The organism is Mesorhizobium sp. WSM4821 (genome assembly GCF_055901555.1).
Genome location: NZ_CM148371.1, coordinates 6989787 through 7014874, shown reverse-complemented (window position 1 = coordinate 7014874; position 25088 = coordinate 6989787). Strand labels below are relative to the sequence as shown.

The 25088-nt window shown below is 60.3% G+C and carries 20 protein-coding genes; 4 read left to right on the top strand and 16 right to left on the bottom strand.

Features of this window, described 5'->3' with window-relative positions; genetic code table 11:
- The first annotated feature begins 1 nt into the window (after position 1).
- Complete coding sequence (locus AC0NID_RS34180; RefSeq protein ID WP_473454956.1) at positions 2-1417, top strand: DUF5939 domain-containing protein; 1416 nt, start codon at positions 2-4, stop codon at positions 1415-1417.
- Positions 1418-1474: 57 nt separating this feature from the next.
- On the opposite strand, the gene AC0NID_RS34175 is transcribed toward AC0NID_RS34180, so the two are convergent.
- From AC0NID_RS34175 to AC0NID_RS34140, 8 genes are all read right to left on the bottom strand, one after another.
- Entirely contained in the window at positions 1475-1954 is a 480-nt protein-coding gene (locus AC0NID_RS34175) for a class I SAM-dependent methyltransferase (protein ID WP_473455070.1), read from the bottom strand.
- A gap of 141 nt (positions 1955-2095) precedes the next feature.
- A complete protein-coding gene (locus AC0NID_RS34170) occupies positions 2096-3277 on the bottom strand; it encodes an ABC transporter permease (protein WP_145722172.1) in 1182 nt (393 codons plus the stop codon).
- Entirely contained in the window at positions 3274-4272 is a 999-nt protein-coding gene (locus AC0NID_RS34165) for an ABC transporter permease (protein ID WP_473454955.1), read from the bottom strand. The genes AC0NID_RS34170 and AC0NID_RS34165 overlap by 4 nt, the downstream gene beginning before the upstream one ends.
- Before the next feature lie 2 nt (positions 4273-4274).
- Positions 4275-6173: an ABC transporter substrate-binding protein gene (locus tag AC0NID_RS34160; RefSeq protein WP_473454954.1), complete on the bottom strand. Its 1899-nt coding sequence runs from the start codon at positions 6171-6173 to the stop codon at positions 4275-4277.
- Positions 6170-8065, bottom strand: coding sequence for an ABC transporter ATP-binding protein (locus tag AC0NID_RS34155; protein ID WP_473454953.1), 1896 nt, complete (start codon positions 8063-8065; stop codon positions 6170-6172). The genes AC0NID_RS34160 and AC0NID_RS34155 overlap by 4 nt, the downstream gene beginning before the upstream one ends.
- 161 nt (positions 8066-8226) lie before the next feature.
- Entirely contained in the window at positions 8227-9567 is a 1341-nt protein-coding gene (locus AC0NID_RS34150; RefSeq protein ID WP_473454952.1) for an adenylate/guanylate cyclase domain-containing protein, read from the bottom strand.
- A 97-nt stretch (positions 9568-9664) separates the two neighbouring features.
- Positions 9665-11008: a nucleotide sugar dehydrogenase gene (locus AC0NID_RS34145; RefSeq protein ID WP_473454951.1), complete on the bottom strand. Its 1344-nt coding sequence runs from the start codon at positions 11006-11008 to the stop codon at positions 9665-9667.
- 108 nt (positions 11009-11116) lie between these two features.
- Positions 11117-12295 carry a DUF3095 domain-containing protein gene (locus tag AC0NID_RS34140; RefSeq protein ID WP_473454950.1) on the bottom strand — a complete coding sequence of 393 codons (1179 nt, stop codon included), beginning with the start codon at positions 12293-12295 and terminating at the stop codon, positions 11117-11119.
- Positions 12296-12369: 74 nt separating this feature from the next.
- Here AC0NID_RS34140 and AC0NID_RS34135 point away from each other — a divergent pair, with 74 nt between their 5' ends.
- The gene (locus tag AC0NID_RS34135; RefSeq protein WP_473454949.1) at positions 12370-13458 is read left to right on the top strand and encodes a glycosyltransferase family 4 protein; all 1089 of its coding nucleotides are present in this window, start codon (positions 12370-12372) and stop codon (positions 13456-13458) included.
- A complete protein-coding gene (locus AC0NID_RS34130; protein WP_473454948.1) occupies positions 13455-14231 on the top strand; it encodes a polysaccharide deacetylase family protein in 777 nt (258 codons plus the stop codon). The genes AC0NID_RS34135 and AC0NID_RS34130 overlap by 4 nt, the downstream gene beginning before the upstream one ends.
- Before the next feature lie 111 nt (positions 14232-14342).
- Here AC0NID_RS34130 and AC0NID_RS34125 read toward each other — a convergent pair whose 3' ends face one another.
- The 4 genes from AC0NID_RS34125 to AC0NID_RS34110 form a co-directional block, all read right to left on the bottom strand.
- Positions 14343-15197 carry an MBL fold metallo-hydrolase gene (locus AC0NID_RS34125; protein ID WP_473454947.1) on the bottom strand — a complete coding sequence of 285 codons (855 nt, stop codon included), beginning with the start codon at positions 15195-15197 and terminating at the stop codon, positions 14343-14345.
- Positions 15198-15328: 131 nt separating this feature from the next.
- Complete coding sequence (locus tag AC0NID_RS34120) at positions 15329-15778, bottom strand: cyclic nucleotide-binding domain-containing protein (protein WP_473454946.1); 450 nt, start codon at positions 15776-15778, stop codon at positions 15329-15331.
- A gap of 280 nt (positions 15779-16058) precedes the next feature.
- Positions 16059-18773 carry an ABC transporter transmembrane domain-containing protein gene (locus AC0NID_RS34115; RefSeq protein ID WP_473454945.1) on the bottom strand — a complete coding sequence of 905 codons (2715 nt, stop codon included), beginning with the start codon at positions 18771-18773 and terminating at the stop codon, positions 16059-16061.
- A gap of 17 nt (positions 18774-18790) precedes the next feature.
- On the bottom strand, positions 18791-19054 hold the full coding sequence (locus tag AC0NID_RS34110) for a hypothetical protein (protein WP_473454944.1): 264 nt from the start codon (positions 19052-19054) through the stop codon (positions 18791-18793).
- A 75-nt stretch (positions 19055-19129) separates the two neighbouring features.
- On the opposite strand from AC0NID_RS34110, the gene AC0NID_RS34105 reads away from it, so the two are divergent.
- Positions 19130-19804: a methyltransferase domain-containing protein gene (locus AC0NID_RS34105; protein WP_473454943.1), complete on the top strand. Its 675-nt coding sequence runs from the start codon at positions 19130-19132 to the stop codon at positions 19802-19804.
- Positions 19805-19894: 90 nt separating this feature from the next.
- Here the strand turns inward: AC0NID_RS34105 and AC0NID_RS34100 are convergent, their stop codons facing one another.
- The 4 genes from AC0NID_RS34100 to AC0NID_RS34085 all read right to left on the bottom strand — a co-directional run bounded on the left by AC0NID_RS34100 (position 19895) and on the right by AC0NID_RS34085 (position 25073).
- On the bottom strand, positions 19895-21091 hold the full coding sequence (locus AC0NID_RS34100) for a glycosyltransferase family protein (RefSeq protein WP_473455069.1): 1197 nt from the start codon (positions 21089-21091) through the stop codon (positions 19895-19897).
- The gene (locus AC0NID_RS34095) at positions 21088-22332 is read right to left on the bottom strand and encodes a glycosyltransferase family 4 protein (protein ID WP_473454942.1); all 1245 of its coding nucleotides are present in this window, start codon (positions 22330-22332) and stop codon (positions 21088-21090) included. The genes AC0NID_RS34100 and AC0NID_RS34095 overlap by 4 nt, the downstream gene beginning before the upstream one ends.
- A gap of 1 nt (position 22333) precedes the next feature.
- The gene (locus tag AC0NID_RS34090) at positions 22334-23548 is read right to left on the bottom strand and encodes a glycosyltransferase family protein (protein ID WP_473454941.1); all 1215 of its coding nucleotides are present in this window, start codon (positions 23546-23548) and stop codon (positions 22334-22336) included.
- A 670-nt stretch (positions 23549-24218) separates the two neighbouring features.
- A complete protein-coding gene (locus AC0NID_RS34085) occupies positions 24219-25073 on the bottom strand; it encodes an oxidoreductase (RefSeq protein WP_473454940.1) in 855 nt (284 codons plus the stop codon).
- Positions 25074-25088: the final 15 nt, after the last annotated feature.

Here is a 25088-nt window from a genome sequence, read left to right as displayed (position 1 = left end):
GATGAACGAAGCTCAGGATCTGTTCTCGCTTCTGCGGCAATCGACCGATGTCGATCCGCAGGCAATCGATGCGATCAAGCGAACCATCGCGCAGGGCAAGGACCGCGAACTTTGCCGCATCAATGCGCCAGCCTTCGCCAGCAAGCATGGCCTCGACGAAGAACGCGCCATAAGCGCCTTTCTCCATGCGGCGCGGGTGGGCATCTTCGACATTTCGTGGAATGTTCTGTGCCCCGGCTGTGGCGGCGTGCTCGACACCAACGCCACCCTGAAAACCCTGCAGAAGGACGAATACACTTGCGCGCTGTGCTCCGAGGGCTATTCACCGACCCTCGACGAGATGGTCGAGGTGACATTCACCGTCAGTCCCCGCGTGCGCAGGATTGCCGCCCACAATCCACACGAACTGCCGTTGGTGGAATATTTCCGCCAGATCTACTGGGCGTCCGGCGTCGATCTGCCGGAAGAGGATTTCGCGAAAAAGATAGAAGCCTTCTCGCTGGAGGATATCGAGCTTGCCCCCGGTGAAAAGGCGGTTCTGCCGATACAGCTTCCGTCTGAATTCATCATCGTCTTCGAGCCGGTCACCCATTCAGCGCAGTTCATCGACGGGAAGGGCGAACCGACAAAAGAGCGCCGAAGCCTCCCTTTGGTCTTCGATCGCGACCATGTCCAGAACCAGACGCTGGAGATTCAACCCGGCCCGTTGCGCATTTCGCTGGAGAACAGGACCGACACCCGCGTGCTGCCGACGGTCTTCATCGCCGGCCAGGCATTGCATGATTTCCTGGGCAAACGCCGGCCATTCCTGACCGCCAAGCGCCTGCTCACCAACCAGACGTTCCGCGATCTCTATCGCACGGATACGCTCGACATCAATCAGCGCCTGAAGATCACCAGTCTGACCTTCCTGTTCACCGACCTGCGCGGATCGACCGAGCTTTACGAGCGGGTGGGCGATCTTTCAGCCTTCGATCTCGTGCGCGAGCATTTCCAGGTTCTGCATGAGATCGTTGCGGCGGAGGCAGGCGCGGTGGTGAAGACGATCGGCGATGCGGTGATGGCGACCTTCGCGACGCCCGATCGGGCAATTGCCGCGGCGCTCAGGATGCGCGATGCCATGCGTGCGCTCAATGACAAGAGCGGGCGCGAGGATCTGCTGCTCAAGATCGGTGTCCATGCCGGCCCCTGCATCGCCGTGTCGATGAACGAGCGGCAGGACTATTTCGGCCAGACGGTCAACATTGCTTCACGGGTCCAGAACCTTGCCAAGGCACAGGCGATCTTCGCCACGCGTGCGGTGGTCGAAGACAATCTCACCGCCGATCTGTTGCACAGGAACGCGCTGACGCCGGTGCCTCATGAGGTCTCGCTGCGCGGCATTGAGCGGGAGATAGCAGTCTATACGATCCCCTGAAGACTCGGCCCCGAAGCGAAGGCTTGGGCCCCTGAAGATTTGGGCCGTCTCCGCCCCTTACACGCGCCTGCAGAGGAAATAACGATCGGCGGGCTCCGAAGTTGGCGGCGGGAGGCGTTGCAGCAGCTGGTGGTCGAGCGGCGTGCCACTGACCGCGAAGCCGCCGACGCGAAGCAGGCGCGCAATCAGATCGGGAAGCCAGGTAGAGGTCACTGCATCGCGATCGTCATAGCCGGTGCCGATGTCGGCATGAACAAGAGCCGCGTCGATGCCAATGAACTTGCGGGCCGTCTCGCGTATTTCGCCAAGCACGAGGTTTTCAGCGTCGGGAATTGAGCTGGCGTGTGCACCAACTTCGCGGTCGAACACCACGATCCGGCGCCCGGGCAGGCGCTCGCGCAGATGGTGGAACGTCCTGCCGTTGCCGAGGCCGAGCTCGAGCACAAGCCCATCCATCTTCGCCACCTCGGGGCAGATTTGATTGAGAATGTCGCGCTGTGCGGTCATCCTGCTGATGAAATTATCGAGACGACTCATATGCGATTGTATGTCCTGAACCAGCAGCCCCGATCGAGGCTTGCCGCATATAGAGGCGAACGACGAACCTTGCAACAACGCAACCGGCCGCCGGCAAGCGTAATACGAGTGGTCGGCAGGCCGCGCGGCGGAATAGCGATCTCACTTGTAGGGGTCTGCGGCGTCCCGCAAGCCGTCGCCGAGGAAGTTGAACGCCATGATGACGAGAATGACGGGGAGCATCGGCAAAAGCAGCCATGGATAGAACGCGATGACGCTGACGCTGCGCGCCTCGGTGAGCAGGATGCCCCAGCTGGTTATCGGCGCCCTCAGGCCGAGCCCGAGGAAGCTTAGCGCCGTCTCGCCCAGGATCATGCCGGGTATGGAGATCGTCGCCGTCGCGATCAGATGCGACATGAAACCGGGAATGAGATGCCGCCCGATGATGCGGCTGCTTCTGGCGCCCATCAATTGCGCGGCCAGAACGTAATCCTCCTCGCGCAAGGCTAGAAGCTTTGAACGCACGGCCCGCGCCAATCCGGTCCAGTCGAGCAGCCCGAGGATGACGGTGATGCCGAAATAGATCAGGATCGGACTCCAGGTTATCGGCATGATCGCCGCCAGAGCCAGCCATAGCGGTATGCTGGGGATCGATTGCAGAACTTCGATTATCCGTTGAACGATCAGGTCGAAGATACCGCCGTGATAGCCGGCCAGTCCGCCGATGACGATGCCGAGCAGGAAGCTGAAACTGATGCCGACGAGGCCGATTGTCAGTGAAATGCGTGCGCCATAGATGATGCGCGAGAGCACATCGCGCCCCAGCCTGTCAGTGCCGGCTAGAAAGAGCTGGCCGTTTTCGGCAGGGCAGACAAAATGCCTGTCACCTTCGATCAGGCCCCAGAACTGATAACTGTCGCCCTTGCAGAAGAAACGGATCCGCTGAACATCATCCTTTTTCTCGATGTAGTTCCGCTTGAGCGTGTCCATATCCAGTGTCATCTGTCGGCCATAGACGAACGGCCCGACGAACTGGCCGTTGTGGAACAGGTGCACCCGCTGCGGCGGCGAATGGATGTAGTCCATGTTGCGCGTGTGCAGATTGTAGGGCGCCAGGAACTCGCAGATCAGTATCCCGAAATAAAGCGCCGCCAGGAATATGCCGGATACAACGGCAAGCCGGTGCATCCGGAATTTCCACCACATCAGCCGCAACTGCGACGCCTGAAAGACTTTCGACTGCTCCGGCGTCATCGCCTCGACCGACTGCAGGTCAATGGGCGCGGTGGAAACGTAGTGTTGCAGTGGAGCACCCGGAGCGGGCAGCGGCGAATGCGTGTTCATTTGGTGCTGCCGCCCTGCAAACGAATTCGTGGATCAAGCAGCGCCAGCGCCAGGTCGGAAATCAGGACACCGATGACCGTCAGGAAGGCGAGGAACATGAGGAACGACCCCGCCAGATACATGTCCTGGCTTTGCAGCGCCTTGATCAGCATCGGCCCGGTCGTTTCCAAAGACAGCACGATCGCCGTGATTTCGGCGCCGGAGATGATGGCCGGCAGGATAGAGCCGATGTCGGAAATGAAGAAATTGAGCGCCATGCGCAGCGGATATTTGACCAGCGCCCTGAAGGGATGAAGGCCTTTGGCGCGCGCGGTTACGACATATTGCTTGTGTAGCTCATCGAGCAGATTGGCGCGCAGCCGCCGGATCATGCTTGCCGTGCCCCCGGTGCCGATGATCAAGACCGGGATCCAGAGATGGGCGAGGATCGACTTCGCCTTGGCCCAGCTCATCGGCTCGCCGAGATATTGCTGGTCCATGAGATGGCCGATGGAGGTGCCGAACCAGATGTTGGCGAAATACATCAGGATCAGCGCCAGCATGAAGTTCGGAATGGCAAGGCCGAGAAGGCCCAAGAAAGTCAGGCCGTAGTCGCCCCAGCTGTATTGATGCGTTGCGGAGTACATGCCGATCGGAAAGGCGATGAGCCAGGTGAAGATGATCGTGACGAAGGAAACCAGCACGGTCAGCCACATTCGGTCCCCGACGACGTCGCGAACCGGCAGCTCATATTCGAAGGAATAGCCGAAATCGCCGTGCAGCATCCCGCCGACCCAGTAAAAGTAGCGAATGATCGGCGGCTTGTCGAAACCATATTCCTTGCGCATCATCTCGATGCGATCGGAATCCACCCCTTCACCCTGAGCCCGAAGCTCGGCAACAAAGCTGTCGAAATAGTCGCCGGGGGGAAGTTCGATGATCGTGAACACCAGCGCCGATATGACCAGCAGCGTTGGAACCATCACGGTGATGCGCCAAACAATGTATCGAAGCACGCTCAGGACTCTCCAAGCCAGAATGTATCCGGCATGTAGACACCGAAATAGGCCGTCGGGTCGTAGCCGTAGAGCGCCTTGTCAGGCAGATTACGCAGCCGCGAAGACGCCAGAACCGGCTGATGCGTTCCGTTCACCGTGCCGATCGAAAACACCTGATCGGTGTAGATCGACAGCATCGAATTCCAGATTTCGGTGCGCTCCGTGGCTTCGGTCGATGCTTTCCAGCGCTTGAGTAAAGCCATCAACTCGACTACTTCAGGAAGATCGGGTGCCTCACCCATCTTGCCATGAGACAAGTAGTGAGCACCCCAGAGAGGCCATTGCAGCTGGTCGTCGATGGTGGGGGCCAACTGGCTCGGGTTCATGTCGGCGGTCGGCACGCCATTGTCGATGCCCGACCACATCGACATCATGATCTGGCCGCCAAGCGCGCGGCTGCGGAAGATGTCGCGCTGCGAAGTCCGGATGAACAGGGCGATGCCGATCTTGCGCCAGTGATCGGTGATGAGTTCGAGCGCGTCGGTTTCCAGTGTGCTTTCGCCGGCCGTTTCCACTATGATCTGCGCAGGGCGTCCATCGGGAAGTATCCGCAGGCCGTCATCGTCACGCGTCTTAAGCCCGACCTCGTCGAGCAGGGCATTGGACTGGTCAGGATCATAGGCGATCCAGGCTTTCGCGAATTCTGGCCGGTAGAGCGGGCTCTCCGGCATGACAGTATCGGCACTTTCCTGCGCCAATCCGTAAAACACAGCCATATTGATCTCTCGCCTGTCCACAGCGAGCGAAAGTGCGCGGCGCACGCGCACGTCACGCAAGAGACCGCGCCAGACCTGGTCGGCACAATTCAGATTTGGGAGCAGCGCCAGCCGCGAACCCTGTGTGCGTTTCCACAGATGCATCTTCACCGGGTAGCGCTTCTCGGCATCCTTCAGGAAGGAGTAGTCGGTGAAGTCAATTCCCATGCATTGCAGGTCGCTCTCGCCCGCACCGGTCTTGGCGGAAATGATCGCCGACGAGCTGACATTCATGACAATCCGGTCAACGTAGGGCAGTTGCCGGCCGTTCTCGTCTGTTCGATGAAAGAACGGATTGCGCTCGAAGACGAACTGTTCAGCCGGCGGCTTGGTCCGGTTCTGCCAGGGATCGAGCGTCGGCAGCTCCGGGTTCTCCGGGCGATACTGCCGCGACATGCGGATATGCAGGAGCGTCCATTTCTTGACCCGATTCTCCTTCATTAGGCCGGCGAGCCGAAATTGATCCTGGTATTTCTTGTGGAACTGCTTGAGATAGGCGGCCGGCAGAACAAGCGATAGCGGGGATGCAGCAGCGAGCTTGGGCAGGAAGTCGGGATTTGGCGCATCCCAACTATAGCGGACCGTCGATGGATCGACGATCTCGAAGCGTGGCGGCTTGCCGTCCGCCAGCAGGGCCGGGGCAAGCCCGCCTTGCGAAAGCTCATCGTTCAGCCAGACATCCTCCCAGCAATAGCGAAAATCCTCCGGCGTCAGCAGGCTGCCGTCGGACCATTTATGCCCTTCCCGTATCTTGAAAGTGAAGACGCGATCATCCGCTACGTCATAACTTTCGAGAATGTCGGCTTGCAGGTTAAGCTTTTCGTCGTAGCCGACCAGGCGAGCATAGCCATAGATCGTCATCATCCGGATATCTTTCTGGCTGCCGATGATCGTACGCAGCGTGCCGCCATACTGGCCGGGCTGCCGGCCCATCGCAGTGAGATTCAACGCGCGCGGGCTCTTGGGCAGGCGTTCGGCGAGTGCCGGCAGCGCCCTGGCCTTCAGCCGCGGTTGAAGAAATGCCGGCTCCAGATCGCCGGCGCGCGACGTGCCCGGCAGAAATGCCGAAGCCATAAGTCCAAGGACGGTGCGCCGGTTGATCAATGGCGTAACTCGCTGACATCGGCCGTACGCCGGGCCAGCACGAGGTGGCCGCCGCCAAGGTCGAGCGGCGACAGCATATCCTCGTCGCCCTCATCGCGGAATTGCGGTCCCCATGCACTGGTGTCGGAAGCGCCGCCGAGCTTCAGCGTCTTGAAATCCATCGGCCTGTCGAGATCGGGGTAAGGTACTGCGGCGACCAGTGAGCGCGTGTAGGGGTGGACCGGTTTCCTTAGCAGAATGTCGCGCGGCGCGAGTTCGACGATACGCCCGCCGCACATCACCGCGATGCGATCTGCCATGTAGTCCACCACTGCCAAGTTGTGGGATATGAACAGGTAGGTCAGGCCCAGTTCCTTCTGCAGGTCCTTCAGCAGGTTCAGGATCTGCGCCTGGACAGAGACATCGAGTGCCGAAACCGGCTCGTCGCAGATCAGGAGTTCAGGCCCCAGCGCCAACGCGCGCGCGATCCCGATACGCTGACGCTGCCCGCCGGAGAAACTGTGCGGATAACGCTTTATGAAGCGCGGATCGAGCCCGATTGCCTGCATCAGGCTCTTGACCGTGACGAGTCGGGACGCGGCATTGCCACGTTGATGGATTTCCAGCGGCTCGCTCAAGATGTTTTCCACCGTCATGCGAGGTGAAAGCGACGAAACCGGATCCTGGAAGACCATCTGGATTTTCGCGCGCAACATGCGCAGGGCGTCTCCCTCGGCTTCCAAGACGTCGATCGGATCATCGCGGCCGTTGAAGATCACAGAGCCGCCGCTAGGGGTGACAGCCCGCATGAGGATCTTGCTGACGGTGGTTTTACCGCAGCCGCTTTCGCCGACAAGACCCAGGCACTCACCCCGCCTGATATCGAAGCTCACACCGTCCACGGCGCGAACGGAGGTTTGATGATCCCCGCCGAACCATCCGGACTTGCGGATGGTGAAGGTCTTTGTCAGATCCCTGACCGACAGCAGGATGTCGTCCAGCCCCTTCGATGCCGGCGCCGTCTGATTGCCGAGCAGGTTCCCGACATTCACCGGCACCTCGCGAAGCGCCTTTAGCCTTTCGCCAGGCTTCAGGTCGAAATGCGGAACGGCTGCCATCAGGCCCTTCAGGTAAGGGTGGCCTGGCCGGCGGAATATCGCCTCCACTGGTCCCGCTTCCATGATCTCGCCATGGTACATGACCACCACCTCGTCGGCGACATTGGCGACCACGCCAAGGTCGTGCGTAATCAGCAGCATCGCCATGTTCAGCTTGGTCTGGAGCCCGCGCAGCAATTGCAGGATTTGCGCCTGGATGGTGACGTCCAACGCCGTCGTCGGCTCGTCGGCGATCAACAGGGCGGGCCGGCAGATAAGCGCCATGGCGATCATGGCGCGTTGACGCAATCCTCCCGAAAGTTCAAAGGGATACATGTCATAGGCGCGCTTGGGGTTGGGAAAGCCGACAAGGCCGAGCATTTCCTCGGTCCGCGCCTTGCGCTCCACCCGAGCCATGGGCGTATGAATCTGCAGGGATTCGCTGACCTGATTGCCGATCGTGTGCAGCGGCGACAGCGATGTCATCGGCTCCTGAAAGATCTCGCCGATGCGGCGGCCTCTCAACGCCCGGATTTCTGGTCCGTCACGCGGCATCTGCAGAATATCCTGCGTCGTGCCGGGCTTTTCAGGATCGGAAAACAGGATACGGCCGCGAACATGAGCTGTGTTCGGCAAAATGCCCATCACTGCCTGGCTGAGAACCGATTTTCCGGAACCGGACTCGCCCACAAGCGCGGTAACTTTGCCGGGCAGCACGCGAAGACTTGCGCGCCTGACGGCGTGCAACGGTCCCCCGATAATGGCAAAAGAGATGCCAACATCCTCGATCCGCAGCAGATCAACGCCCGAATTCATTCTCAACCAGCCCACTCTGGCGGACTGCCGGCCGGCAGACCCAGAAAGCGAGACTAGCGGATTGCGCGCCTAGAGCAACTTGGATTCGAAACGGTCGCCAGTTCCCTGCGGAACCGGCGACCGGACTGCATACCAAAGGCGTTCGGATCAGATCGTTGCGGTTACTGGAGCTTCCTCGGGTCGCCCGCCGACTGCCGCGCGGCATCGCGATGAAGCAGCATGACCTGCTCGGCGTCCGATATTCGGTCGTAAATCGGCTCCAGCGCACCGTCTTCATCGGGTGCGAGAGCACCCGACAGATCGGGTGAAAGCACCGTCAGCTTCTGTTTGATACCCGCCAGTTCCTCCTCGCCGAGCGTCAGCCAGCTGTCGGCGCCGCAATAGCTGGCGAAGTCTTTGCTGGCGAGAACGCTATGCGGATATTTCTTGGTCAGGGTTTGGAGGCGCTGGACCTCGTTTACAGCCGAGCCGAAGACAGAGAATGTGAGCCGGTCGGTAAGCCCGACATTGCCGAACATCACATTGCCGACATGCAGGCCGATACCAAATTTTATACCGCCCAACCCCTGCTCCTTTCTGCGCAGATTGAGATCCATCATGCGCGCGCTGGCCTTGTGCGCCGCCGCAAGGGCAGCCTGGCAGGCGATCTCGGACTGCGCACGGTGCCTTTCGCAAGGGTAGACGGCAATGAAGCCATCCCCCAGGAAACTCATGATCTGCCCGCCTTTGCGATTGAAAGGTGCAGCAATGGCATCGAAAAACTGGTTCAGCGTCTCGATATAGATTTCGCGGCCGGAGGTTTGGGCAAGCCTTGTCGAGCCGCGCATATCGCCCATGACCAGTGCGGCCCGGATTGTGTCGCCCTCGCCGCGCTTGATCTGGCCGTCCAGCACCCGCCTGCCGGCGTCGCCGCCGAGATAAGTAGTCATCATGTTGTCGGCGAGCTTGGTGAGCACTGCCATTTTGGTTGCGATGGCGAGATGGTTCTGGATGCGCAACAGCGCCGAAATCATGCTGTCGCTGAAGCCTGAGGCACTGTCGGTGGACCAGGAGCCCATCATGCCCTGACTGGTATTGCCGTTGAAGGGATGGACGAAAGCCATGTAGTCGGTGACGCCCATAAGCCTGAGTTCATCAAAAACAGGAAATTCCGACGTCACCGACGGGTCGAGCCGGCGCCGCAGATGGTCGAGCTTGTGGCTGAGCAGATGGTAGTATGGGCTGTTCAGGAATCTGTCAGAATGAGCGCCGTCCTCATTGCGGAAGCCTTCCACCTCCATTCCCTGGCCGCGGAGCCAGGTGAAGCCAAGCGCGTCGTAAAGCGGATGAAGCATCGAAAAGCCCAAATGCACCCGCTTCAACGGCAGGCCGGCAGCCGCCAGCCGTTCACAAAAGCCCTTTACCAATGTTTCCAGGTCGTCGCCCGCCAGCGCCGATTGGGTCAGCCAATCGGCAACCTTATCCATAAGAATGGTGGAAATTTCTGCTTGCGCTGTGCTCATGCTCTCTCCGAACTACTGGGGCATTATGTGGCGAGACTGCCGGCGGAGTGCAATCACGATCCTGACATCGGGCAAAAATTCGCCGGCTCAGACGCTGTCAGGCCTTCACCACCGTCGCTCGGGCTAGCCCGAGGCGGCTGAAAACATTGCGTGTGTCGACGATCAGAAGAGCGTGATCAGCGATCGCCTGATAGTCGATCGCGTCGTGGTCGGTTGCAACGACGACAGCATCGAAATCCTTCAAGGCCGCCTCGGTCAGTTCGACCGAGCGCCGCCCCTTGATCGCCATATGCTCCCGTGTGGTCGGGATCTCGGTAACATGCGGATCGTGGAATTCCGCCTTGCCGCCCCATTCCTCGATGAGTTCAATGAGCCGCAATGAGGGGCTTTCGCGGATGTCGGGCACATTCTTCTTATAGGCAAGCCCGATTATGAGAATGTGCGAGCGGCTGAGCGCCTTGCCGCAGCGCCGGTCCAGCGCCTTCGCCAGTTCATCGACCACATGACGCGGCATGGCCGTGTTGATCTCTGCCGCCAGCTCGATGAAGCGGGTCGGCAGTTCGTATTCGCGCGCCTTCCAGGTCAGGTAGAAGGGATCGATCGGAACGCAGTGCCCGCCAAGTCCGGGGCCAGGATAGAAAGGCATGTAGCCGAAGGGCTTGCTCTTTGCCGCCTCGATAACCTCCCAGATGTCGATGCCCATCGCACCGAGCACGACCTTCAACTCGTTGACCAGGGCTATATTGACCGAACGGAAGATGTTTTCCGTCAGCTTCACCGCCTCGGCGGTCGCCGTGGTGGAAACCGGAACGACGGTCTTGACCACGCCCTGGTAGAAAGCCTGTACGAGTGTCGCCGCTTCAATGCCGTCGCCTGCCACGACCTTGGGGATCGTCGCGACGTCAAAGTTGACGTTGCCGGGATCCTCGCGTTCGGGCGAGAAGCCGAGGAAGAAGTCTGTCTTCGACTGCAAGCCGGTTTCTTCCAGTATGGGCTTGATCACGTCGTCGGTGGTGCCGGGATAGGTGGTCGATTCCAGCACGATCAGCTGGCCGAGACGCAGATGCTTCGCGATGGTGCCTGCCGTGTTCCTGACGAAGGAGAGGTCCGGCTCACGGTTTTTCGTCAGCGGAGTCGGAACGCAGATGATGATGACATCGCAGACGGCCAGTTCGGCAAAATCCGCAGTGGCGCGGAACCGTCCGCTCGCCACTTGGCCGGCAAGGGCTGTCGACGTCACCGCCTCAATGTAGGATTGTCCGTTGTTCAGGCTCTCGACCTTCTGGGCTTCGATGTCGAAGCCGGAAACCGGGAAGCCGGCGCGCGCGATCGCAACCGCCAGCGGCAACCCGACATAGCCCAGTCCGATCACGCCGACTTGCGCGGCGCGCGTCGAAATCCGGTTCAGAAGACGGTCATATGTCGATCGCGAGGCGTCCAAAAATTGCTTTCCGTCAATTCGGCAGGCTATCCGCTCTAATGGCGAGGCTCAACTGGTCCCCAAGAACCCCGAGGCATATTGCGGAATATCGATTTCCGCAAGCCGTCGTCAGACCGGCACCTTCGCCTTCAGGCTTGCGGCAGCCATCGCATAGCCGCCGGCGGCGCCATCTATGAAATGAACGTGATCGCGCTGCAGCGGCGAGGCGACGAGGCATGTCATCAAGGCCGATTTCTGGCGGTGCAGGCCATAGTTGCAGATGCCCGCCTCTTCCGCCTGTTTCAGCCGGTTCTCGATCCGTTGCAACACATCCGCGTCAACGTCGATGGTCATCTTCAAGCCGTCGTCGAACTTCCGGAAATCCGAATTGCTGGCCACGTCGCGTTTGTAGACCTTCGGATCGAAACTGCCGATCGTCCAGCCGTATCTATCGGTGACGGCCGTAAGCGTCATCAGGAACACTATCCACAGCTTCGACAGCCACCGCCATCCTGACGGCGCCATGGCCCGCGCCTCGATATCGAGGCCGGCGGGCAGAAAACTGTAGCCTGGCCCGTTCACCGGCACCGGGTGGCCATCGCGTTCCTGCCTGCCGGCAAGGACGATGATGTCGGAAGCCAGAAACTGAAAACCGCGCAAGTCGCGCGACACCCCCGGTACGGCTATGATCGAGACGATTTCGCCATGCCGGGCTTCGATCGGGTTCCAGCGGCAGGAGAGACCAGTCAGATCCGGCCGCGCGCCGGCCGGCGCCGGATCGATGCGGTAGCGCCCCGCTTTCATCTCGGCTTCCGCCCAACTGCCGCCGCCGCCGGCGAACATGGCATAGAAGACCGCTTCCGAGGCCTGGAACCTCGCCACGCGAACGTCGAGGCCTTGCGCTCTTATATCCTTTATCGGCACGATTGCGGCACGCAAGGTCAGGTCCAGTTCGTCCGCCACCCATCTCTGGACAGCCGCCAGCGCGTTGCGGGTGATCTCCAGCGCCGAGCCGGGAAACGCCACGAGCGCGCCGTCGCCGCCGAAGACAAAGGGAAGATCTTGCCGACCCAGCGCATTGAGCAGCGCCGAAATGACGCTGGCGCCAGCCATATTGACGGTTTTATAGCGCCCAGCCTCGATCGCCTTGGTCGAGCCGACGATGTCGGCGGTGGCCAGCGCCCAGCCATCGGGGAGAGGCCGATAGTTATCGATATCGGCAACGCTTTCGAACTTTGCGAAGACCGGCAAAGAAGCGACAAACGGGTCGGACGCGGCAGCTGTTTCCATGAGCATCAGATAGCACATTCGACTGCTCGAAGGTCAAATCGATCATGCTTCGAAATTGACTTGCGCAGGCTTTCCGATGATAGGGTCCGGCGATGCGAATTGCTTTCTACGCGCCGCTGAAGTCACCCAATCATCCCGTTGCGTCCGGCGACCGCCAGATGGCACGGACGCTGGTCAAGGCGCTGGAGCATGGAGGGCATAGCGTCGAACTGGCATCCGAATTGCGCTTCTATCTACGCGAACCGGACTCGAAAAGTTTCGATGCGCTCAAGGTCGAGGCCGGAGAGGAAGTCGCGCGACTGACCAAGCTTTGGGATCGCGACGGCAAGCCCGATCTCTGGTTCTCCTATCATCCCTATTACAAGGCACCCGACCTGATCGGACCCGAGCTGGCGTCGGCTTTTGCTATCCCCTATGTGACAGCGGAAGCCTCCTATTCGAGGCGGCGCAATGCCGGTTTGTGGGGCGATACGCAAGCGTTGGTGGCGCGAGCCGTCGAACAGGCAGCGCTGAACATCTGCTTCACGCAAAGGGATCGCCAGGGACTGACAGATGCGATTCCCGACGCCGCTTTCGGTATGCTCTCGCCCTTCATCGACACATCGGTATTCCGGGAACTGCCGGTACGGGGTTGTCCAACGCGCCTCGTTACCGTCGCCATGATGCGCCCGGGCGACAAAGTCGAAAGCTATCGCATGCTGGCGCAGGCGCTTAGTCGGATCGGCCACCTGCCCTGGACCATGTCGGTCGTCGGCGATGGGCCTGCCCGTGACGAGGTCAAGGCGCAATTCGCCGGCTTGCCCGCCGACCGTATCGAATGGCTTGGCGCGATTGAGCCGGCCGCCGTGCCGGATGTCCTCTACAGTGGGGGAATTTACGTCTGGCCGGGTTACGGCGAGGCTTATGGCGTTGCCTATCTTGAAGCGCAGGCCGCCGGCCTTCCGGTGGTGGCTCAGGACATCGCCGGCGTGCCGGAGGTCGTGCGGGATGACCAGACCGGGCTTCTCACCCCGCCGGGTGATGTGGCGGCGTTCGCTTCTGCCATTGCAAGGCTCCTGGCCCATGACGACGAAAGAACCATCATGGCCGCGGAAGCCAGACGTTTCATCCTCGAAGAACGTGCCCTCGATGCTGCAGCGGCGCGTCTCGCCGAACTTCTTGCGAAGATCCTGGTTTCATGACATCCGATCAGATCTGGCAGCCCTTGGTGGAAGAACTGGCGTGCCGGCAACGGGCGGACCGTAAGGCAGAGTTTTGGCTGCGCGACGATGACGCCGTGGATCCGACGCCTGCGCTTGATCGGCTGCTCGACCTCACCGGCAAATTCGCGGTTCCGGTCACTCTGGCCGTCATACCGGCCCTGACTGATGAGAAGCTTGTCGTCCGGCTTGACGAGGCGCCGCATGTCACGGTCGCCATCCATGGCTGGGCGCACCGAAATCATGCGCCCGAGGACCAGAAAAAGCAGGAACTCGGCCCGCATCGTCCACGCGAGGCGGTGCTCGATGATTTGGCTCGCGGGCTGTCGCACGTAACAGGCCTGCACGGCGCACGTGCCGTTCCGATGCTGGTGCCACCCTGGAACAGGATCGACGCCGGCTTGGTATCCGACCTTGGATCGATAGGATTTGCGGCATTGTCGGTCTATGGTCCGCCGAAGCCGGCTCCACTGGCGGTCATCAACAGCAATGTCGACATCATGGATTGGCATGGCACGCGCGGCTGCCGCGATCATGGCCTATTGGTTCAGGCTGTCATCGCGCAATTGCAGCATGCATTCGACGGCGGCGAACCGGTCGGCCTGCTCACCCATCATCTCGTACATGATGAGTCGGCCTGGCTTTTCCTCGAACGGCTGTTCACGGTCACCGCACGGACTGAAGCCTGCGCATGGCTTCCGATCAGGACATTGATCGGGCGCAGCGCCGCTAGAGCAATTCCAGGAAAAGTGTGAACGGTTTCCCGGGAAAAGCGCGTAGCGCTTTCCCTGAGGAATTGCGTCAAAACAGAGAGATAGAGTGCTTCACCGTTTTGTGAAACGGTGAAGCGATCTAGAGAAAATGGCTCAGCGCTTTTTGTGCGATGAGACTGGAAATTTGAGCGTCTGGCCATCCCGCGCGGCAAAAGCGCCGGCAAACCTGTCTTTGGCCAGTTTCTCGATCTCGTCCAGTTCCTCGTCGGTGCGTGTCGGACCGTGGTGAAACAGCGCAAGCCCGCGCGCACCGGCCGCCTCACAGAGCTTGACGCCCTGTTGCCATGTCGAGTGCCCGTTGCCGCGGCGGCGTTCCATTTCCTCCTCGGTGTAGGTGCAATCGTAAATGACAAGGTCGGCATCTTCGATCAGGCCGAGCACCGCCTGATCGAGTTTGTCCGGCTCGTGCTCAGTGTCTGTGATCACCGCCACGACGCGGCCGCCCCATTCGACCCGGTAGCCTATGCAGCCGCCCGGATGGATAAGACTGCCGGTTCGGACCACCACCCCTTCGCGCGGCCGAAGCACGTCTCCGGACACGAAATCGCGGCAGTCGAGCCTTGCCTTGCAGATATCTAGTTTCACCGGAAACCACGGCGGCCGCATGAACTCATCGACCATCTGCCGCGTCGTCATGCGTCCTGCAAGATGCCCGGACCAAAGCGTAACCTTGACGCTCCAGTCATAGATCGGCGCAAAAAACGGCAGCCCGATGATGTGATCGTAATGGCAATGGGTGAAAAGCAGGTCGAAATCGGTCACGCCCGATGCCCGAAGCGCGTCGCCGGCAGGCCGTAGGCCAGAGCCCGCGTCGAATAGAAGCGTATGCTTTCCGCATCGCATCTCAATGCAGGTCGTGTTGCCGCCATAGCGAGAGAATTCTGGCCCCGATACCGAAATGCTGCCGCGCACGCCCCAAAACCTGACCAGGAAAACGTCGTCGTCCATGCTAGCCCTTCGCAGCCCCGTCGCCCATCGTAGCCAAACAACTGCTGCTAGGCGAGACAGGTTTTCTCGGGTGACCTTCTCACAAAGAGGACAGTGCCATCACGACGACGTAGGTCGAGCGCACGTCTTCGTTATTTGGCGCTTCGTGCGTCGATCAGATCCGCGGTCGTATGGCTTAGGCGATCGGCAAGAACCCGCAACATCTCAATGGTCATTTCCGGGAACTCCCGCATAAGCCTCAGGAAATGATCCTTGCGGATTCTCAAGGCTTCCAGCGGACTTGCCGCTCTGACGGTGGCAGTGCGGGAGCTGTTGCACAATATGGCGATCTCGCCAACAATCGAATTTGGCTCCAGTTCGGCAACTTTTATCGGTCCGCTGTCGGAATCGACCAGAATATCGGCCCTGCCTGAAAGGATGACATAGGCGGCGTCTCCCTCGTCGCCCTGCCGGAAAAGGATCTGGCCGGCGCTGTAGCTCACACGATCGGATGTGAACGCAAGCAGCTTGAGCTTTGTGGGCTCGATGGCAGAGAACAAGGGAACGCGTTGCAGCATTCCAACTTCATCCTTGAGCAGCATTGTCGCAAACCTTCCCAAATTCGCGTTTGCCAGACTAGACCAACGGCCGCCCAGATGGAATCAATTCTATTTCCGGGACGGCGAGACGAACCACGCGAAAGGCGGCAAGCCCGATGTCGTGCGATCGGGCGGTGCCGCCTGAAACCCGAAGAGCCGGGCGAATTTGCGGCAAACCTTCGGGTTTTAGGCGCGGATGTGGTCCCCCTACGCCCTTGGCCGAATCCCTTGAGCTTGCAGTAAATTCCACCGGCAGAATGCTCCCATCTGAATGTCCATTGCTCTATGACAACAGTTCCTTGAAGATACCGTTCCTTGCCAAAAGTGTCTCGGGTGTTCCGTCTTCCACCAATTGACCCGAGTCGAAGACGATAACGCGATCGAACATCATTCCCATCCCCGGATTGGTCACGACCCACACTATTGTCGGCGAATAACCGTCGCGCCTGGCTTCCTCGAGGACGTTTCGCAGCACCTTTTCCTGCATGCGCTGGTCGAGCGCCGACAGCGGCCGGTTGAGAATGAGAAAATCAGGACGCTTGAGCAGGGCCCGGGCAACGTCGAGCTTCTGTCGCTGTCCACCGGTCAGCCGCCTGCCGCCGGAGCCGACGTTGAAGTCCAGGCCGACATCCAGAAGTTCGGCATAAAGCCCCAGTTCGTCGAGAATCTCATAGACGATGGAGCGTATGCGGTCCGGCGCGTCGGGATGATTGGTGCCCACACGCCCGAACAGGACATTGTCCATGACGGTGGCCGCGGCAATGTACTTGGCAGGATCATACCGTTCGATCGCATTTTGCAGCTCGGGCGGCAGGTTTTCATAGAACCGGTTGCGTGCCGCGACAATCTTGCTCATCAGCTCGTCGCTCAGCAGGCCGAAGCGGTGCCGGGGCTCGATATAGGCAAAGCTCAAGGTGACGATCATGGCGCGGTCGCTCTCCGAAACCGCCTCGTGGGGACGGTTCTTGAGCCGTTGCAGCAAGGTTTCGTAAGTGGGTATCTCCTCGGCGCTCATGAAGGCGAGCTGCTGGAAGAACTGGTGATCGGGCGGCAGGTCGGCAAACAGCTCGATCGCCTGTTCGGCGATCTCCATGCCCATTTCGTAGAGCGTGCGGTCGAGCCCGGCTTGCCTCAGCACAGAAGCAAAATAGGGATTGGCCGCTAGAGCCCTGTCGGCCAGTTCGGGGCCGGCGGCAGCGCCGAAGAGCAGGTTTTGGCCGATCGTTGCTTCCTTGTTATAGGCGCCCGGTTCGAAAGGAACCACCAGTCCGCTCAGCCCTTCCTGTTCCAGCCGGGTTCGCAGCGCCGCACGCAGTTCGACGATCCGCCTGGCAAGCTCCGTGTGACGTTTGAGGTCGGCCGAAGAGCGCAAGCCAAGATCCAGAATGTCGCGCGATAGAACGACTGCGTCCAGCACCCGGCGCACGGCTTCAAAGAGGTCGTGCGGGCCGGTAGCGCCGGCGGAAGCATAGTTGATCCAGTCGCTGTGGATATCAAGGTCCGGATTGCCCGACCGGCGCGCCTCGTTGATGTTCCAGCGGTGCTGGTCTGCCGCAGCACCGTCATAAGGCACCGATGTCAGCGGCGCATGCTTCAACCCGTAGAGCAGGTTATCGCGGAGGCTTGCCTGGAACAGGAAAACATCCGACGAGGCATAGGACATGCGCCGGCCGGTCACTGCTTCGGGCAGTTCAAGCAGGTCGTCGGCGCCCGAAGCGATCCTTCCACTATCCGGCCAGGTCAGCCGCGCGAAGGCTTCTGCAAGCGCCTCCGCTCCGCCTGATGCGGTACTGACCAGCGCCACCGTCTCACCCGGCTTGACCTGGAGGGAGATATGGTCGAGGAGCATTCCACCGCCATCGTCTGCTATGGACAGACTGATCGCCGACAGGGGGTTGGTCATCGGATCGGGATCATCGATCGTCAATGCCCCGATTCTCGGCGCAATGAGATCCTCGACGGTGAACTGTTCAACGACCTGCTGATATTTGACCTGGACATCCTGCCGCGCCTGATCCCAGTCGATCAGTTCCTTCATCGGGCCGGGCAGGTCCTTGTAGGCGCTGATCACGGCCACGAGCTGGCCGACGTCCAGCCGCCCCTGGATGACCAGATACCCGCCGATCATGTAGAACAGAAAGGGCGTGACCTGCGCGAGAAAATTGTTGAGGAACTTTACCATGAATTTCCATTGGTAAAGATCGAAGCGGATCTTAAAGATGTGCCCGAGCCGGGCAGCTATGTCGGCGCGCTCGTAGTTTGATGTATCGTGGACGTGAACCGCACCGATGCCATCGACGATTTCGCCAACCCGGCCCGAAAGCGCGCGCGCCGTCAACTGCCGTTCGCGCCCGAGCACGATCAGCCGCCGCCGCATTCGCGGGATGAGCAGGATCTGGATCACCACGATCACGGCCGCTATCATTCCGAGCCAGAAGTTCTGCACGACGATGAACAGCATGGCCGTCAGCGCCTGACCGCCGAGCAGCACCGGCTGCACGAAGGCATCGCCGATGAAGCCGCCCAGCGGCTCCACCTCATCCTTTATCATGGTCGCCACTTCTGCGGATTTCACCCGCTTGAAGTAAAACGGCGGAAACCGCAGCACACGATCGACCAGATCGAAGCGGATACGCCGCAGCATGCGTTCGCCGAGGCGGCCCTTGTAGGTGTTGATGTAGAGTTTGAATAGGCCGTTGATGACGACTAGCAGGAGGAACACTAGGCTCAGGGCAAACAGCGTCTCTTTGCGGTCGAGCTGAAAGCCGGAGAAGAACTGGACCTCTCCGATGAACGGCAGGTCATAGTGTAGCCTCATGAATGGCTGGGTCGCGCCCGGCCGCTCGAAGCCGCCACCTTGTATCGGGCCGTTGACGATCAGCTTCGGCAGGTCGAAGGACATGAAATACGGGATCATCGAAAGCACGACGATCATCAATATCCAGAGCTGCTGCTTCTTGGTGTGCGTCCAGATATAGCGGGCTAGGCTGGGTTCCATATGCGACTGTGGACCCTTCAGATGGAAGGATGCAGGATGTAAAAGCACCTGCTGGCGAATGGCGTATCGGCAATTTCTTCGTCGCTAACAACAAGCTCGAAGCTGCAGTGCAAGGAGATTGTCCCGCGCTCAAACGGTTCGCGGCTCTCGTAGGGTATTGGCGAATAGCCGAGCACGAGGCCGCGGCTGCGTGGCTGGTGCTGGCGGATGCACGCCGATGGTCTGGACAGATGCAACCGGCTCTCTCCGGCACCGGGCAATGGCGAAGCGGCTTGCAGCATGATCACGTCCGCGGATCAAACAACCTTGCGGGAGGCAAGATTGCGTCGCCCGAAATCCCAACATACAAGACGAATATGATGGATGTCACGCAACCACGCAATGCCGGGATGGACGGGCACGAGCAAGCCTTGGATCTCACACGGGGAATTGCTGCCTATGTCAAATCCCCTCTCGTGGCAGGGCTGGCGCGCGTCATCGCCAAGCATCCGAAGGCCGAGATCGCCAACGCCTTCAACCATAAGCAGGTCGCCTGCAAGATGTGGGCGCTCGACAGGCTGGTCGAAAGCTGCGGCGGCCGGTTCGGGCGCATATGGGTTCTGGGTGGATGGTACGGCGTATTGCCGGCAATGCTTTTCAATGACGCCCGCTTCGACGTCTCGGCGGTCGATAGCATCGACATCGATCCTGAAGTCGCGCCGGTCGCCCGGACCCTCAACCGGGAAGCCGGCGACCGGTTCCGGGCGCTGACGTCAGATATGTACGCACTCGACTATGCGGCCGGGCGGCCCGACCTGGTGGTCAATACGAGCTGCGAACACATAGCCGATCTGCGCGCCTGGCTTGCTCTGCTTCCGCGTGGCACGAATGTACTGCTGCAATCGAACGATTATTTCAGCGAGCCGACGCATATCAACTGCGTGGCTTCACTTGCAGCCTTCGAAGCAATGGCGGCGCTAGGGGAGGTGCGGTTCTCCGGCGAACTGCCGACAAAAAATTATACGCGCTTCATGCTGATCGGAACTGTCTAATGCATTTCGCCCAAGTACGCAGCAGTTTGGGCTAATGAAAAACAAGGACTTGAAACGCGTCGCATCAATGGCTTCAAGACGCGACGCGCGTTAGGATCTATCGTCTGTTTGGTCATGAACTTTTCCGAAACCGGGCCCCGCTTTTAGGGACCATGTTGGGTACCGCTCGCGCAGGATTTGCGCCGAGCGACGCGCGCCATTCAGATCGAGACCATGCGCGGATGGCGGCGGTCCTGCCAACGCCTGGTCGATCGCTTGCGCCAAACCTTCAGGGGTCAGGTCCGTTTCCATCAGCACCGTTGCAAGACCGAGTTCTTCGAGCATCAGGGTGCGAAACGTCTGCTCGGTTTCCCCGCCGGCTGCAAATGGAATGAGCAGGGAGCGACAACCCGCGCGCAGGACATCGCAGACCGTGTTGTAACCCGCCTGCGAGACTGACAGGCGGGCGCCGGTCAGCAGGCTGGCGAAATCCTCGCGGAACCGGAAGATGGACAGGCCCGGCGTGGCATCGCGTGCGATCGCGTCAAACTCGTCTTTCGGCAGGTTTGGGCCGGTGATCAAACACCATTTCCAAGCGTTGTTGGCATTCCGCGCGGCTGCGACGGTGGAACTGACAAGGCTCTTTCCGGCAGCCCCGCCGCCAACCGACACCAGAACGTCGAAGCGCTCGGAGGTCGCGGGCGATGGCGGCGCGGCAACGAGCCCTGTGTAGGCGACCTCGGCCCTGATCGCCCCAGCCAGTGGGAATGTCTTGTCGATGGTTGCGAAAGCCGGATCGCCGTGAACCATAACAAGGTCGAAATGCCTGTTGATGAGATCGACCGTTTCCTCGTTTCGGCCCGGCTTGACGCGCTCCTGAAGGATATCGCGGACGGACGTCGCCAGCAGCGGTCTGGGCGACGTCGCGTCGATGGCCTCGATCAGCGGCAAGAGTTCGAAACGCATCTGCCGGCGTCCAAATGGAAACGCCTCGACAATGACGATATCAGGCCTGCAATCCCGGAATGCCTGCAGCAGCAGCTCTGAACGCCATTTCTTGAAATCATCGTCGATGGGGTTGCCCTGCAGGTCTACAAGTCCGGAAAATCCTTCATCACCGGAGGTGACAGGTGGCAGGGTTACAGATTTTACACCCGGCCCCGGAAACCCCGCGATCGGCGCTCCGCCGGTCACGACGGTTACGTCAAACGCGTCATCGACCAGAGCCGCCGCAATGCGGCTGGCGCGCGCGAGGTGGCCGATACCGAGCAGGTGCTGGACATAGAAGAAAGCACGCAGCCGCTTCATCCGGCGGCCCGCCACTCCCGCTCGAACAGTTCCTTGAGCTGTCCAATGCTTGCCATATGATCGAAATTGCCGCGCACCCGCCGCTCTGCGGCGTCGCCGAGGCGGGCGCGCAGCACGGGATCACGGATCAGGCGCTCCAGCGCCTGTGCCAGGGCAATTGGGTTTTCCGTCGGAACCAGCAGCCCGGTTTCATCCGGCGATAAAAGCTCCGGCACGCCGGAAATATCGGTCGACACGCAGGCAAGCCGCTGGCTAGCCGCCTCCACCAGAACATTCGGCAGACCGTCCCGGTCGCCATTTGCCGTGATCCTACAGGCCAGGGCGAAGATGTCGGCGCGGCGGTAGTGCTCGAGCACCTCCTCCTGCGCAAGCGCGCCTTTCCAAGAGACGCGACCATCAAGGCCGAGCTTTTGCGCCAGCGCCTTGATCCGTTCCAGTTCCTCGCCGCCGCCGATATGTTCGAAACGCCACGCCAAATCGCCGGGCAACAGGGCAAGGGCCTCCAGCAACGTATCGTAACCTTTCTTTTCGACGGCGCGCCCGACACTCAGAACGACAACCGGTTCGTCCGGCGCCAAGCCGTCATGCTGTTTTCGCGCCTCGCCGAAACTGCCGAAGCGATCAAGGTCGAGCCCATGATAGCTCAGATGCACGGACGAGTTGCCGTTGGCGAGTTTTTGCAGCCGGTCGAAGCCGGTTTTCGTGCAAGTGACCGTCCAGCACGCCGAGGAAAGCTTGCCAGCCAGATCCCAGTCCGCCGAAGTCCAGATGTCCTTGGCATGGGCCGAGCAGCTCCAGGGCAGGCCGCGAAGCTGGCTGGCATAGCGCGTCACCGATGCCGGCGTGTGCGCGAAATGTGCATGCAGCCAGCCCGCATCTTTCGGCCATTCTGCCGCCAGCACGAGCGCTTGCCCGAAGCGGCGCACGCGATTGCGCGTGAAGTCTCGTGGGATATCGGTAGCCAGCGATCCGAGCGCGCGCCAGAAGCCCGGCCGCACCAGACAAGCAAACAGCGAGCGAGCCACGCGCAGCGGCTCCTCATGCAAATATTCCGGCAGATAGTGAACGGGCGCTTTGATCTCGTCATGCACGGGGTGGCGTTTTGCGTCTGTCGGCCGCCTGAGCGCGACGAGTATCAGCTCGAACCCCGCGCGCTCCAGACCGAGCAGTTCCTGCGCGATGAAGGTTTCCGACAGCCGCGGATAGCCCTTCAGAACCACGACGATCTTGCGATGTTGCAACTCAGTTCATGCCTTCGATGACCGAAAGGTGATGGCCGGCCCGCCGCTCGAGCAGTTCCGCGACGATTTCGGAAATATGAGGCAGCCCTTCCAGCGTCAGATGCGGATTGCTCTGCGATGGGCGGGGCCGGTCCGGCAGCACCTCCAGTGCATCGGCAAACCGCTTTGTATCCTCGGCTTCTTCCGGCAAGAGCATCTCGACGAGGCCGAGTTCGGCTGCGCGCCGTGCGCGGATCAGTTGTTCCTCGCGGGGCTTGACGCGCGGCACGATCAGCGCCGGCTTGTCGAAAGACAGTATCTCGCAATAGGTGTTGTAACCGCCCATCGCCACGACCGCCTTGGCGCCGGCAATCAGCTCTTCCATGCGGTTGTCGAACTCGATCATCTTGATGTAGGGGATCTTGGACCCCTTCTTGAGCAGCTTGTCGCGTTTGCGCGCCGGCATGTAAGGCCCAAGCACGATCAGCGCCCTATGCCGCAAGTGCGGATCCTGCTGATAGGCATCGATGACGTTGTGGATCAAGTCGCCGCCGTCACCGCCGCCACCGGTGGTAACGAGGATATAGTCGCCCTCGGGCCGGTGGCCGGGCAACTCGTTCTTCTGCAGGCTCCGTTGCAGGAAACCGACGAACTTCATCTTTGCCCTGACAGCCGGCGGCACATCCAAGCCGGTCAACGGGTCGTAGAAATCCGGCGGACCATAGGCCCAGACCTTGTCGTAGAACAGGCCTATCTTGCGCATCACATCCCTGCGTGCCCACTCAGCTTCGAGCAGATGCGGCGCGTCCATCACCTCGCGCAGGCCAAGCACGAGCGTGGTGCCCCGCGTCTTGAGGTAGGACAGCGTGTCTTCGATTTCACCACGCAGGCCGAGCGGTTCCTTGTCGACGATGAAAATATCCGGCCGGAAGGTCTCGGCTGTGTGGCGGATGATTGACTGGCGCATCCTTAGCGTCTCATGCAGATCGATATCCTTTTCCAGCGAGGTGTATTCGCCGTTGCGCAACTTGATGACGCTGGGGATCTTCACGAAGTCGACACGGGCGCGGTAGTCGAAGGCGCCAGCGATAGTCGCACCCGAAATGATAAGCACCTGAAGTCCGCGGAAATCCTCGACCAGCGAATGCGCGATCGTCCGGCAGCGCTGCAAGTGGCCGAGCCCGAACGTGTCGTGGCTGTACATGAGAATTCGAGCGTTTTGTGCGTGCTGGGTCATTTGTTGAACGTCTCTTTTAGAATTCTCGGCTTGAGGACAGTGGGCGACCCCGCAGGAGTGGGCCGGGACTCCCTACTATTGTTTTGGGATGGATCGAAAGTGAAAACGGTGTCCAAACGATCGGCAGAAGCCATCCCTCTTGATTCCAATAAGCTCCAGTCTCTCCGAACTCCATTGGTTTCGGAGCAAAGGCGAATTCCGCTATCCTGCCAATACCTAACTGCTTGACCGGCATACGAAAGGGTAAGATCGCCGGGAGCCGCACGGCGCATATCGTTGTAGAACTCACTTCGCGCGCCATTGCTCTCGGTCTTGGGGGACCAAAGGTGCTGCCCATCAAACTCTTGACGGGCGGTCTGATTGTGATTCACCCACCAGAACTGAGCCATCTATCGCCTAGGCTAGCCGGAAATTCGGCAGGAATCGAGTGGATGCCAGCGCTCGCAACACATCGCCTGGCAGTAGGGTGTGTGCAACACCGGTTGCTTGTCGATCGCGATGGCTTCCGGCTAATGCCTCAACTGGGGCGGTGACGGTACTTTTTCGAGACGGCCTGGGCGCGGCGCCGGACGCCGGCCCCTTCGAATTGGCGAGCTTGACCTCATGGCGGTTGCGGCAAGCTTTTGCGCCAATGTGGTGCCGATGTTCCCAGCGCCGATGATACCGATCTTCATGGGATGCTCTTTCGTAGATGTGGAACTCGTCGACGTTCGACCGGAAGCCCGAGCTGCTTTCGCAGGCTCTTGTCGAATGCGAATGCGGGGACGAAACGGCGCAGAAAACTGACTTGGCGCGCCATTTTTCCTGCCGCATAGCGCCTCTTCGGAGCGGGATCGGTCGCAGCCGCCAAAACGGTCTTGGCTACCACTTCGGCCGCGTCGCCCTTTTCCATCGCTTTCCGCACGACTACATTCATGCTAGAGCGCGCAGAGTTATAGATATCAAGCAACTGATCCGGCTTGGCGAGATTATCTTCGAATAACGTACGAGTATAGGCGGGCTCGATCAATATAACGCGAATTCCGAACGCGCGCAGCTCATGGTCAAGCGATTCGGAATAGCCTTCGACGGCATGTTTGGTCGACGAATAGAGCGCGAAATAGGGAGCTGGGATGAAACCCTGCACCGAGCTCAAATTGACGATTCTGCCCTTCCCTTGGCGTCGCAATATCGGCAACACCGCGTTGGTCACGCGGAAAACGCCGAAGACGTTCACGTCGAACAACGACTTAGCCTGGGCCATCGAGGACTCCTCCGCGCCACCAAGCAGACCCATGCCAGCATTATTGACAAGCAGATCGATGCGCCCGGCCTCGGCCAGCACGTCATCGACCAGTTTCGCCACGGACGCGTCGTCGGTCACGTCGCAAGTCAGCATGGTAACGCCGTCGCTCCTTTGGGCGACGGCACGACGACTGGTTCCGAACACGCGAAAGCCCGCGTTCTGCAGGGCTTTGGCGGTTGCATGCCCGATGCCGGTGGATGCGCCCGTCACCAGGGCGACGCCAAGATTGGTGTTGTTCATGAAATCACCTCTTTC

What these genes read in the sequence shown, in the direction of transcription:
- AC0NID_RS34180 (WP_473454956.1), top strand. Translation starts at nt 2, where the DNA reads ATGAACGAAGCTCAGGATCTGTTCTCGCTTCTGCGGCAATCGACCGAT.
- AC0NID_RS34175 (WP_473455070.1), bottom strand. Translation starts at nt 1,954, where the DNA reads ATGAGTCGTCTCGATAATTTCATCAGCAGGATGACCGCACAGCGCGAC.
- AC0NID_RS34170 (WP_145722172.1), bottom strand. Translation starts at nt 3,277, where the DNA reads ATGAACACGCATTCGCCGCTGCCCGCTCCGGGTGCTCCACTGCAACAC.
- AC0NID_RS34155 (WP_473454953.1), bottom strand. Translation starts at nt 8,065, where the DNA reads ATGAATTCGGGCGTTGATCTGCTGCGGATCGAGGATGTTGGCATCTCT.
- AC0NID_RS34150 (WP_473454952.1), bottom strand. Translation starts at nt 9,567, where the DNA reads ATGAGCACAGCGCAAGCAGAAATTTCCACCATTCTTATGGATAAGGTT.
- AC0NID_RS34140 (WP_473454950.1), bottom strand. Translation starts at nt 12,295, where the DNA reads ATGTGCTATCTGATGCTCATGGAAACAGCTGCCGCGTCCGACCCGTTT.
- AC0NID_RS34135 (WP_473454949.1), top strand. Translation starts at nt 12,370, where the DNA reads ATGCGAATTGCTTTCTACGCGCCGCTGAAGTCACCCAATCATCCCGTT.
- AC0NID_RS34130 (WP_473454948.1), top strand. Translation starts at nt 13,455, where the DNA reads ATGACATCCGATCAGATCTGGCAGCCCTTGGTGGAAGAACTGGCGTGC.
- AC0NID_RS34125 (WP_473454947.1), bottom strand. Translation starts at nt 15,197, where the DNA reads ATGGACGACGACGTTTTCCTGGTCAGGTTTTGGGGCGTGCGCGGCAGC.
- AC0NID_RS34120 (WP_473454946.1), bottom strand. Translation starts at nt 15,778, where the DNA reads ATGCTGCTCAAGGATGAAGTTGGAATGCTGCAACGCGTTCCCTTGTTC.
- AC0NID_RS34115 (WP_473454945.1), bottom strand. Translation starts at nt 18,773, where the DNA reads ATGGAACCCAGCCTAGCCCGCTATATCTGGACGCACACCAAGAAGCAG.
- AC0NID_RS34110 (WP_473454944.1), bottom strand. Translation starts at nt 19,054, where the DNA reads ATGCTGCAAGCCGCTTCGCCATTGCCCGGTGCCGGAGAGAGCCGGTTG.
- AC0NID_RS34105 (WP_473454943.1), top strand. Translation starts at nt 19,130, where the DNA reads ATGATGGATGTCACGCAACCACGCAATGCCGGGATGGACGGGCACGAG.
- AC0NID_RS34100 (WP_473455069.1), bottom strand. Translation starts at nt 21,091, where the DNA reads ATGAAGCGGCTGCGTGCTTTCTTCTATGTCCAGCACCTGCTCGGTATC.
- AC0NID_RS34090 (WP_473454941.1), bottom strand. Translation starts at nt 23,548, where the DNA reads ATGACCCAGCACGCACAAAACGCTCGAATTCTCATGTACAGCCACGAC.
- AC0NID_RS34085 (WP_473454940.1), bottom strand. Translation starts at nt 25,073, where the DNA reads ATGAACAACACCAATCTTGGCGTCGCCCTGGTGACGGGCGCATCCACC.